This window comes from Streptomyces caeruleatus (assembly GCF_001514235.1).
In the GTDB taxonomy this organism is placed as follows: domain Bacteria; phylum Actinomycetota; class Actinomycetes; order Streptomycetales; family Streptomycetaceae; genus Streptomyces; species Streptomyces caeruleatus.
Map to the genome: position 1 here is coordinate 1 of NZ_KQ948978.1, position 1,296 is coordinate 1,296.

2 protein-coding genes are annotated in these 1,296 nt (G+C 68.0%); both read left to right on the forward strand.

Annotated elements, in window-relative coordinates; translation table 11 throughout:
• Window positions 1-67: 67 nt before the first annotated feature.
• Window positions 68-373, forward strand: coding sequence for a transposase (locus AQJ67_RS44350; protein WP_062725874.1), 306 nt, complete (start codon window positions 68-70; stop codon window positions 371-373).
• Window positions 370-1,263, forward strand: a complete 894-nt coding sequence (locus AQJ67_RS44355; protein WP_062725876.1) for an IS3 family transposase — start codon at window positions 370-372, stop codon at window positions 1,261-1,263. The genes AQJ67_RS44350 and AQJ67_RS44355 overlap by 4 nt, the downstream gene beginning before the upstream one ends.
• Window positions 1,264-1,296: the final 33 nt, after the last annotated feature.

Sequence of the window (1,296 nt, forward strand, 5' to 3'; positions counted from 1 at the left end):
TGAAGCTTCCCCTTGATGTTGGACACCTGGAGACTGGGACGTGAGGTTCCAGAGGAAGTAGTGCCAGGTGGGAAGCAAGAGCAACCGCAGCAGGCGGTACTCGGAGGAGTTCAAGCGCGACGCGGTCGCGCTGGTCCGCTCCTCCGGCAGGACCGTCACCGAGGTGGCCCGGGAGATCGGGGTCAGCGCCGAGGGCCTGCGGAACTGGGTCAAGCAGGACACGGTCGACCGTGGGCAGGGGACGCCGGGCGAGCTCACGAGCGCGGAGCGGGAGGAACTGCGTCGGCTGCGGCGGCAGAACCGTGAGCAGGCCGAGACGATCGAGGTGCTGCGAAAAGCGGCGGTCTTCTTCGCGAAGGAGAGCGATCGATGAACGACGTATACGCGTTCATCGAGGCGGAGAAGACCACCCACCCAGTCGCTCTGTTGTGCCGGCTGCTGAAGGTGGCCCGGTCCTCCTTCTACGCCTGGATGGCCGGCGCGCAGGCCCGCGCCGTCCGCCGGGCCGCCGACGACGTCCTGGCCCACGAGATCACCGTCCTTCACATCGCCTCCCGGTGCACCTACGGGGTGCCGCGCATCCATGCCGAACTGCGCAGGCTGGACCGGCGGGTCAACCGCAAGCGAGTGGAGCGGGTCATGCGTGAGCGCGACATCACCGGGGTCACCCGGCGCAGGCGCCGGTCGCTGACCCGCCCCGCGAAGAAGGCGGTGCCCGCTCACGACCTCATCGGCCGCGACTTCACGGCCGACGCCCCGGGCCGGAAGCTGGTCGGGGACATCACCTACATCCCCACCGACGAGGGCTGGCTGTACTTGGCCACCTGGCTGGACCTGGCGACCCGCGAGATCGTCGGCTACTCGATGGCCGACCACCACCGCGCATCCCTGGTGGTCGACGCACTGGCGATGGCCGCCGGTCGCAGCGACCTCCAGCCCGGCTGCATCGTGCACTCGGACCGCGGAGCGGAGTACACCGCTGACGAACTTCGCCGGGAGATAGGCCGGTTGGGGCTGCAGCAGAGCATGGGACGAACCGGCTCGTGCTACGACAATGCCGCCGCCGAGAGCTTCTTCGCGCTGCTGAAAGCGGAGATCGGCACCCGCCGCTGGCCCGACCGGACCACTGCCCGCGCTGAGATCTTCACCTTCATCGAGACCTTCTACAACCGCAAGCGGCTGCGAAGGCATCCAGTCTGGGGCTACCTCACACCGCTGGAGACCCGGCAGCGACACGAACAAGTACACGCCCTCGCGGCGTAAGCATCGAGTGTCCAGCATCACGGGGAAACTTCA